The organism is Roseicyclus sp., from assembly GCF_052168335.1.
In the GTDB taxonomy this organism is placed as follows: domain Bacteria; phylum Pseudomonadota; class Alphaproteobacteria; order Rhodobacterales; family Rhodobacteraceae; genus Roseibacterium.
Genome location: NZ_JBQLZP010000512.1, coordinates 1 through 8,475, shown reverse-complemented (window position 1 = coordinate 8,475; position 8,475 = coordinate 1). Strand labels below are relative to the sequence as shown.

Annotated in this window: 9 protein-coding genes; 3 read left to right on the top strand and 6 right to left on the bottom strand. The window is 69.6% G+C overall.

What is annotated here, in order from left to right; translation table 11 throughout:
* The 3 genes from ACTS11_RS15640 to ACTS11_RS15630 form a co-directional block, all read left to right on the top strand.
* Nucleotides 1-780: substrate binding domain-containing protein (locus tag ACTS11_RS15640; RefSeq protein WP_442641226.1), on the top strand; the 780-nt coding region annotated here is incomplete at its 5' end.
* 266 nt (nt 781-1,046) lie between these two features.
* The gene (locus ACTS11_RS15635) at nt 1,047-1,664 is read left to right on the top strand and encodes a TetR/AcrR family transcriptional regulator (RefSeq protein ID WP_442641225.1); all 618 of its coding nucleotides are present in this window, start codon (nt 1,047-1,049) and stop codon (nt 1,662-1,664) included.
* Between the two features lie 730 nt (nt 1,665-2,394).
* On the top strand, nt 2,395-3,276 hold the full coding sequence (locus ACTS11_RS15630; RefSeq protein WP_442641224.1) for a CHAD domain-containing protein: 882 nt from the start codon (nt 2,395-2,397) through the stop codon (nt 3,274-3,276).
* A gap of 65 nt (nt 3,277-3,341) precedes the next feature.
* Here ACTS11_RS15630 and ACTS11_RS15625 read toward each other — a convergent pair whose 3' ends face one another.
* The 6 genes from ACTS11_RS15625 to ACTS11_RS15600 form a co-directional block, all read right to left on the bottom strand.
* On the bottom strand, nt 3,342-3,683 hold the full coding sequence (locus ACTS11_RS15625) for an Hpt domain-containing protein (RefSeq protein WP_442641223.1): 342 nt from the start codon (nt 3,681-3,683) through the stop codon (nt 3,342-3,344).
* Between the two features lie 39 nt (nt 3,684-3,722).
* Nucleotides 3,723-4,661, bottom strand: a complete 939-nt coding sequence (locus ACTS11_RS15620; protein WP_442641222.1) for a response regulator — start codon at nt 4,659-4,661, stop codon at nt 3,723-3,725.
* A 99-nt stretch (nt 4,662-4,760) separates the two neighbouring features.
* Nucleotides 4,761-5,141 (bottom strand): response regulator, encoded by a 381-nt coding sequence (locus ACTS11_RS15615; RefSeq protein WP_442641221.1) that lies wholly within the window; start codon nt 5,139-5,141, stop codon nt 4,761-4,763.
* 34 nt (nt 5,142-5,175) lie between these two features.
* Nucleotides 5,176-6,804 (bottom strand): ATP-binding protein, encoded by a 1,629-nt coding sequence (locus ACTS11_RS15610; RefSeq protein WP_442641220.1) that lies wholly within the window; start codon nt 6,802-6,804, stop codon nt 5,176-5,178.
* A gap of 249 nt (nt 6,805-7,053) precedes the next feature.
* Entirely contained in the window at nt 7,054-7,974 is a 921-nt protein-coding gene (locus ACTS11_RS15605; protein WP_442641219.1) for a metal ABC transporter permease, read from the bottom strand.
* 4 nt (nt 7,975-7,978) lie between these two features.
* The coding region (locus tag ACTS11_RS15600) for a metal ABC transporter permease (RefSeq protein WP_442641218.1) at nt 7,979-8,475 on the bottom strand (497 nt) is incomplete at its 5' end.

Genomic DNA, 8,475 nt, shown 5'->3' with positions numbered 1-8,475 from the left:
CACCGGACGACGCGGGGCCAGAGACTGACGCCCGAGGGCCCGCGGGACCTCGAGGCGGCGCGGCGGGTCATCGGCGCGCTCGAGGCGGAGGAGGCCGAGTGGCAGCGTGCCGAGGCGCAGATCGACGGGCGGCTGCGCGTCACGGCGCCCATCGCCTTCGGGCTCGACCGGATCACGCCGCTGGTGCCGGAGTTCCTGGCGCGGCATCCGCACCTGTCGCTCGACCTGCGGCTGACCGATGACCACGAGAACCTGATAGAGGACGGGATCGACGTGGCGATCCGCATGGGGCGGCTGACCGATTCCGGGCTTCGCCACCGGAGGATCTGCCGCCTCAGCCGGATCGTCGTCGCCGCCCCGGAGCTCGTCGCGCGGCACGGGACGCCGAAGACGCTCGACGACCTCGCGCGTATGCCGTGCATCGCCTGGGACGGCAGCCGGGGGCACCTCAACCGCTGGACCTTCGAAACGGGCGGCGAACGCGTGACCTTCCGCGCGCAAAGTCGGTTCCGCAGCAACCAGGGCATGTCGCTCTTCGCGATGTGCCTGGCGGGCGTCGGCGTCATGCGGGCAGCCGAACATCTCGCGCGGCCCGCCCTGCGCGCGGGGCGACTGGTGCAGCTCCTGCCCGATCACGCGCCAGCGGACGATACCGCGATCAACGCCGTCTTCCTGCCGGAGCGGGACATGGTTCCCCGCATCCGCAGCTTCGTGGACTTCCTCGCCGGGGCGTTCCGCGCGCCGGATTGGGAGGTGGAGGATAAAGGCCGCCCGGGGTGAAGCCCGGCGCGCGGTTCCCTTGCGGGCGCGCACCGGGCCGACCTGCCGTCACTCGTCCGCCGCGTCACACACCTGGCAGGTTTCCGCATCGGCCCACGAGAACCGAACCTTCGCTTGCCGTGCAACCCTCGACCGTGCACCATTGCACGGAAAGGCCGGGCGACATGCCCCATAATCTTTACAGCGGTCAGATGAGGTAGTGACACCTCAATCTTTCCCCTGTCAAGTTTGAAGTCCGATCCGGTCGGAAAGGAGCCTTCCAGGACGTGGCAGAAGTCCCGCACAGAAGCTACCATCACGGAGATCTGCGCCGGGCGATCCTCGATGCGGCGGAGGCCGAACTTGCCGAGCGCGGGCACGGGGGCCTGTCGATGAGACGGGTCGCGGCGCGGGTCGGGGTCAGCCACACGGCGCCCGCACATCACTTCGGCGACCTTGCCGGCCTCCTCGAGGCGCTGGCAACGCGCGGATTCCAACGGCTGGTCGAACACATGTCCGACCGGCAGGTGCGGCTCGGCCCCGACGCGAGCCCCTACGAACGGCTGATGGCGTCCGGCCTCGGCTATCTCGACTTCGCGATGGAGAGCCCGGCGCTGTTCCGGCTGGTCTTCGGTCTTTCGGAGGCGCCGCGCGGGGGAACCGAGCTGCAGAAGGCGGCCGACGCGGCCTTCCTGCACCTGGCCAGCGACGTCGGCGCGCTCCACGGCACGCCGCCGATGGGCCACCCCGAGGCGTTCACCGAGGTGCTCGCCTGCTGGACCCGCGTGCACGGCCTCGCCGAGCTGATGATCTCGGGGTATCTTCCGCCGCCGGGCGACGGGTCGGCGGCGGCGCGGGACGCGCTCTTCCGATCGCTTTTCGAGGCGGAGTTTCCCTATCGCTGACGGCGCGGGCGTCAGGCGGGGACGCGTCCGTCCGGCACGGGAAGCCGACGCTCCATCCCGCGGACCTTCAGATGCGGCCTGAACGTCTCGATGAAGGTGCGGACGCCGGATCGGCCGACGAGACCGCGCAGGGCGTCAGGCGCGCCTCCGGCAGGTCCAGTCCGAAGAGCGCATCGTGGCTGCGCCAGCTCTCCTTGTCGGTGGCGGGCCTGGCGTGGTCCGAGACACACGGGACGCGCTGTCACCGTGTAGCTGTCGAGGAAGACCGACACCTCGCAATCACGCGCCATCGCGGCGGCGAGGATCCTGTTGCCCTGCGGAAAGGGCGCGGTCCAGGGCGTGCTCCCGGCCGAGCCCGGGATCAGGCGGCGCTCGATGCGGGCGGCTTCCAGCACAGGGGCAGTGACGGGGTGCAGGCGCGGCGCGTGATCCTCGCGGAGATACGCGACGGCGCGCTGCCCGACTTTGCAGGTGTCGGCACAGGCTGGCCGCGAGGAGGCAGGCCTGCGCCTCCTGGCCGCTCGCCATCGACAAGAAGGACGCCGTTCCTGCTGCGCCCGCCATGCGCGCTCCGTTTCGCGTGCGGGCCGCCTTCGTCCCGTCGTGCACAAGGACATCGCCCGTCCCGGCCGCGGGATCAAGCCGGAGGCGCGCGTCCGGATTGACGGGGGTGGCGCACGATGACCAGATGGGCGGTCAGGGAGATATGAATGCGCAAGCAGGGCAAGGCATGAAATCCGCCACCACCTCGGAGAAGGCCGCGGCTGCCTGCATCCGCGACTGCCTCGAGAAGATCGAGGCCGGGCGGCAGGCGGCCCTCGGCAGCGACGCCCCCGAGGGACCGCACCAGCTCCGCGTGGGGCTGCGGCGCCTGCGCTCGGCCTTCCGCCTGTTCCGCCCGGTGGTGGACTGCCCCGAGGCGTCGCGCCTCTCGCTCCTTGCGCGGGAACTGGGGCGCGAGGCGGGACGGACCCGCGACCTCGACGTCTTCTGCACCACGATCCTTCCCGACCTCGCCGCGTCCCTTCCGGAGGAGGAGGCCGCGGGCCTGATGCGGGCCTTCGAGGCCGACCGGCTCGAGGAACGGGCGCGTCTTCGCCGGGAACTGGAGGGCCCAGAGGTGCAGGCCTTTCTGCGCGACCTGGGGGACTTCGTCCGCCTGCGCCGCTGGCTCCGGCCCGAGGACCACGACCAGACCGAGCGCCTGGCGCGGCCCGTCGGCGACTTCGCGGACGAGCGCCTGGCCGACATCTGGAAGAAGACCCGCAAGATGGCGCGGCACCTTTCGGAGCGCGACGTTCACAGGCGGCACGAATTCCGCAAGGACCTGAAGAAGCTGCGCTATGCCGTCGATTTCCTCGCGCCGCTCTACCCGGCCAAGCGCATGAAGCCCTTTCTCAAACGGCTTGCCAAGCTGCAGGACAAGGTCGGCGCGCTGAACGACGTGGTGACGGCGCGCGCGCTCCTCGAGGGTGCGGAGTGGGGCACCTCGCCGGGTCTCGAACTGGCGCTGAAGCGGCTGGAGGCGCGGAGCCTCGCCGAACTGGACAAGGCACTGGACCTCTGGCGCGCGCTTGCGGCAGAAGAGCGGCCCTGGGAGCGAAGCGGGTAGGTCATGGACCGCGGCCTACGGCGGTGCGCCATCGCCGCGCGAGAACGACGCCGTCCGACGGCCGGTCAGTAGGCCTCGTCGAGGACGCGCTCCATCTCGTCGAGGAGCGTGTCGAGCATCGGGCGCACGGCGTCCCAGCTCGGCCAGCGCACGGGGTCGGACATCATCCGCTCGACCTCGAGCGCCCGCGCGCCGAGCGCGCCATAGCCGAAGGTCGCCGCGACGCCCGCCGTCTTGTGCGCGCACTGGGCGATGGCCTTGCGCTCGTCCTCGGTCGGACGCGCGCTCTCGGCCGAGGCGATGATTCCCTCGATCATCAGGCAGCGGTCGGCGACTCGCTCGAGGAAACCGGCGCGAAGATCCTCGATCCCGGCGGTCATCCTCTTGCTGGCGGTGGTCTGGTCCACGTGGGGCGTCCTTCTTCCTGTCGGTCCGGCGTTCCGGGCTCACGCGCTGGTGGCGAAGCTCATGTCCTTGGCCTTCACGCTCGCGATGGCCTCGTCGATGATCCGCGTGGGCGAGCCGATGCGGCTGGCGCGCAGGTTGATCGCGGGGCCGACCGAGATCGACGGAAGCTGGATGTCGAGGTCGCTGTAGATCGGCTGGAACTCCATGATGTACTCGCGCAGCTGAGCGGCGAGCACCTCGGGGTCCTGCATCTCGGTGCGCGGCATCAGGCAGACGAAGACGCCGCCGCCCGCGTAGGCGATCATGCGGTTCGCCGGCTTCAGGCAGTCCGAGAGGCAGGTCGCCACGTCGATCATGACCTCGCCGAAGACGTAGCCGCCCTCGAGGTCGTGGATCTGGCGGGCGTTCACCACGCGGACGCCGACCGCGCAGACCGACAGCGCGCGGAACATGCCCAGCGTCTTGAGGTAGTTGCCCATCGCGAAGAGGTCGATGGCGCCGTCCACGCGCTTGAGCGGGATGCCGTCCATGAAGCCGTAGGACGGTGCCGAGAAGGCGTCGGTGCCCGGGCTCGACAGGGCGATCTGCGCGCGGAGCCGCTCGCTCACCAGCCGCTCGATCACGCCGAGGCGGGCCTTGATCTCGACCTCGTCGACCGGCTTGTTCAGGTAGTCGGTGGCGCCGGCCGCGAAGGCCGCGTCGATGTAGCCGCGGTCGCCCACGGCGGTGTTCATGATGATGGGCGTGTCCTTGTAGGCGTCCATCGACCGGATCTCGCGGCAGAGCTGGATCCCGTCCATCCGCGGCATCTGGATGTCGAGGATGAAGCAGTCGAACTCGGTAGCAGCCGCCGCGATGACGTCGAGCGCGCGATCCCCGGAGGACGCCGTGGAAATCTCGCCGAACCCCAGGTTCTTCAGGACCGTCTGGAAGACCGCCAGGAAGTCGGGATCGTCATCGACCGCTAGAATTCTCATCTCCGAACCTCTCAGGCAGGGCGGTAATCCGAATCCTTCATGCCCACATGGCTTTGACAACTATCCACAAATACTGTCGGAATTTGGGCGCAACTTCGGTCACAGCCTGTTCCAGGCTTCCCGGATCTGCGCCCCGAGCGTCATGGGGTCGAAAGGCTTCGTCACGACGTCGAGCGCGCCGCGTCCCCGCAGTTCCTCCGAGATCTTGGCTTCCGCCTTCGCCGTCACGAAGATCGCGGGAATGTGGGCGGAGCCGGCCGTGGCGCGAATCCGGTCCCAGAGCTCGGGTCCCGTCATCCCCGGCATCATCACGTCGAGAAGGAGCAGGTCGGGCTTCACCTCCGGCACGGCGGCCAGGGCGTCGGGCCCGCAGCCGAACTGGCAAAGCTCGAAGCTGTCCACGAGTTGCAGCGCCATGCGCGTGATCTCGAGGATGTCTTCGTCGTCGTCGACGTGGAGGATTGTCCTGAGTTCTGCCATTTGTCTCTTCCCAGCCTGCGCGGGGCCTCGCCCCTCAGGCGACGCTTGCCGCTGGCGGCCGACCTGCTTCCGCGGCCGCGGTTTCCTTTTCGAGTTCGAAGTAGAAGGTCGTTCCCTTGCCGAGCACGGAGTCGAACGAGATGTGCCCGCCATGCCGGACCACGATCTCCCGGCAGATGGCGAGGCCCAGCCCCGTCCCCGGGTGCTTCTTGCTGTCGATGCTGGCGACCTGCGTGAAGTTGTCGAAGAGCGTCTTGCGCGCGTCCTCGGGAATGCCGGGCCCGTGGTCCTGCACGCAGACCCGCCAGACCTCGCCCCGGTCCTCCACCCTGAGATGGATGCTCGACCCCTCCGGCGAGAACTTCGCCGCGTTCGACATGAGGTTCGACATCACCTGCATGAGGCGCGCCGGGTCGCCGCGCACGTAGGCGGGCTGGCGACTGCCTTCCACGACGAAGCGGACCTCGCATTCCGCCGCGAAGGCCGCGTTGGCTTCGGCCGCCTCGGCGAGGATGTCGTGAAGGTCCACGATGGACGGGGCAAGCGCCATCTCGCCCGAGGACAGCTTCTCGAGGACGAGGATGTCGTTGACGATCGCCAGAAGCCGGTCGCTGTTGCGCCGGGCGACCGTCACCATGCGCTCGGCCTCGGGCGACAGTTCCCCGACCACGCCCGACTCCATCAGCCGCAGCGCGCCCTTGATCGAGGTCAGCGGCGTCCGCAACTCGTGGCTGACCGTGGCGACGGAACTCAGCTTGATCTGCTCGGCGCGCTTGCGCTCGGTGATGTCGCGGACGACCGAGACGAGGCTGCGGCGTCCGTCCGTCCCCTTGTCGATGTGGGTCAGGATCTCGACCGGGCCCGGCACGTGGTCGAGCTCGATCCGTGCGATGCCGGTCTCGCCCGACAGGAGGGGGGCGATGTGGCGGCGGAAGCGGTTCTTCTCCTCGTCGTTGAAGAAGTCGAGCAGCACCGACCGGCGAAGGTCCGCGAGGCTCCGGCGGAATCGCTCGCGTCCCCTGGCGTTGACGTAGGTGATCGCGAAGGTTTCGGCGTCGTAGATGTAGACCTCGTCGGGCAGGGCCTCGACGACGGCGTTGCGTCCCTCCTCGACCCCCTCGGCGATCGCGAGCGACAGGTCGGTCCGGATCGTGATCGCGTTGTCGAGCTGCCCGTTGTCGTCGAAGCGCGGCAGGATCGTCGTCTCGACCGTCAGGCAGCGCCCGTCCTTCGCCCGCAGCCGCTCGGCGCCTTTCCAGATCCGCCCCTTGGCGGCGGCGCCGCGCGCGCGCTCCGCCTCGCGGGCGGTGCCCTCGTCCCAGTAGATCATGTCGGCGGTCTGGCCGACGACCTCCTCCGGTTCGTAGCCGAGCGTCGCGACGAAGTTCTCGTTCACCAGCCGGATCGTGCCGTCGGGGCGGGCGACGCTGACCATCGTGTGCTCGTTGAGCGCCTGTTCGCGAAGGTAGATCGCGAGATCGCGCGCCGCGATGACCCGCTTCGCGGCGGCGTTGGGCCGCGCGAGGGTGAGGCTCAATACCGTCACGAGCGCGACCACCGCCGAGATCAGGACAAAGAGGATCATGTAGCCCCACGCCCCGAGGGAACTGATGCTCGGCGCCCAGGAGATCAGGAACGTCGTGAGCACGAAAGCGATCGTCACGTCACTGAGGACGAGCGTAAGGCTGGAGACCGCTTTCAATCTGGGCATTGGGGCTTTCTCACGCGGAAAATGAACACACGAATGCACGGCCCGGTGGACGGGCTTCCGGGAGAGGGTCAGGGTAAATTCGGGCCGAAATAAGACACAAACCGCAAGTTGTGCTGGCATTGTTTCGTCAGCTGTGGACAGGCCGCAGGCCCCTGAAAACCCGAGGCTTCTTCGGGTGGAGGGCGCTGCCGGACGGGCCGGTCAGCCGGGTGCGCCGACCCTGCTGCGGTGCGGCGCGAAGAGGCAGGCGAGCCACAGGACGACGCCCGAGACCGCCGCGATCATGCCCGCCGCGCTGACCGACGCCGACGCGCCGAGCCAGAGCGGCCCGTAGCCCGCGAGCACGTAGCCGAGGATCGCCGAGAGCGTCGCGAAGCCCGCCGACCAGAGCACCTGCGACTCGAGCCGTTCCGTCATCAGGCGTGCGGCGGCCGGGGGGCAGATGAACATCGCGATCACGATGATCGAGCCCACCGCGTCGAAGGCCGCCACCGCCGCCAGCGCCGCCGCGATCACGAGCCCGAGGCCGACGCTGCGGGCGGGAATGCCGATCGTCGCGGCGAAGCCCTCGTCGAAGGTCGTGACCTTGAGCCAGCGCCAGAAGCCAAGGGTCAGCGCCACGATGACCGCGCAGGCCAGCGCCATCCGCGGCAGTTCGGGCGGGAGCGTGGCCAGCGCCGCGGGATCGACGAGCGAGTGCCATCCCTCCGCCCGGAGCCAGACCAGCGACTCGAGGTTGCCCATCAGCGCGTGCTCCACGTCGAGATGGACCGACGAGGTGTCCGTCTGCTCGAGAAGCAGCACACCGCCCGCGAAGAGCGTTGTGAAGACGACGCCCATGGCCGCGCCGGGCTCGACCCGGCCGACGCGGCGGACGAGCTCGATCAGGACGACGGCCACCAGCGCCGCGCCCGCCGCCCCGAGGAGCATGGGCAAGGCCGCGACCGTGCCCGCCACGAGGAAGGCCACGACGATCCCCGGCAGGACCACGTGGCTGATCGCGTCGCCGATCAGGGCCTGGCGTCGCAGGATGAGGAAGTTGCCCGGCAGCGCACAGGCGACCGCGGCGAGGATGCCGATCAGGATCGGCGTCAGCGAGAACTGGACGAATTCGGCGCCCATTTCGTTACCCCGTCACCGGCATGGGCGGGCCGAGGCGGCGGTCGAACTCGCGGATCTCGTCCGGCGTGAAGACCTCCTCGATGGGCGTCAGCCCGTCGTAGCGGCCCGTCAGCCCCGCGTCCTGGTGAACCTGCCGCGCCACGTCCCAGCGCCGCTCGTCGCGCGAGACCTTTGCGGCGGCGGCGCAGCCGGCCTCGGTCGGGACGCCGTCGGCGCGGATCAGTCCCTCGCGCCTGAGCAGGCGCAGCGTATAGGGCTCGCGCACCGGCTCCTGCCGGGCGAGCGACAGGAGACCCTGGCGGCGATGGACGCGCGCCTGGAACTGCCTGCGGCTCAGGATCGCGGCGGCGAGCCCGCGGACCGGCGCGAACAGCATCGAGAGCGTGAAGACGCCGGCCGCCGTCAGCACGATGATCGGACCCGTCGGCAGGTTCGGCGCCGAGGCCGAGAGCGCCGCGCCGAAATAGCCCGACGCCCCGCCGATGAGCCCGGCGGTCCAGA

Coding starts and splice junctions, on each gene's coding strand:
- ACTS11_RS15630 (WP_442641224.1), top strand. CDS start 2,395: ATGAAATCCGCCACCACCTCGGAGAAGGCCGCGGCTGCCTGCATCCGC.
- ACTS11_RS15620 (WP_442641222.1), bottom strand. CDS start 4,661: ATGAGAATTCTAGCGGTCGATGACGATCCCGACTTCCTGGCGGTCTTC.
- ACTS11_RS15615 (WP_442641221.1), bottom strand. CDS start 5,141: ATGGCAGAACTCAGGACAATCCTCCACGTCGACGACGACGAAGACATC.
- ACTS11_RS15605 (WP_442641219.1), bottom strand. CDS start 7,974: ATGGGCGCCGAATTCGTCCAGTTCTCGCTGACGCCGATCCTGATCGGC.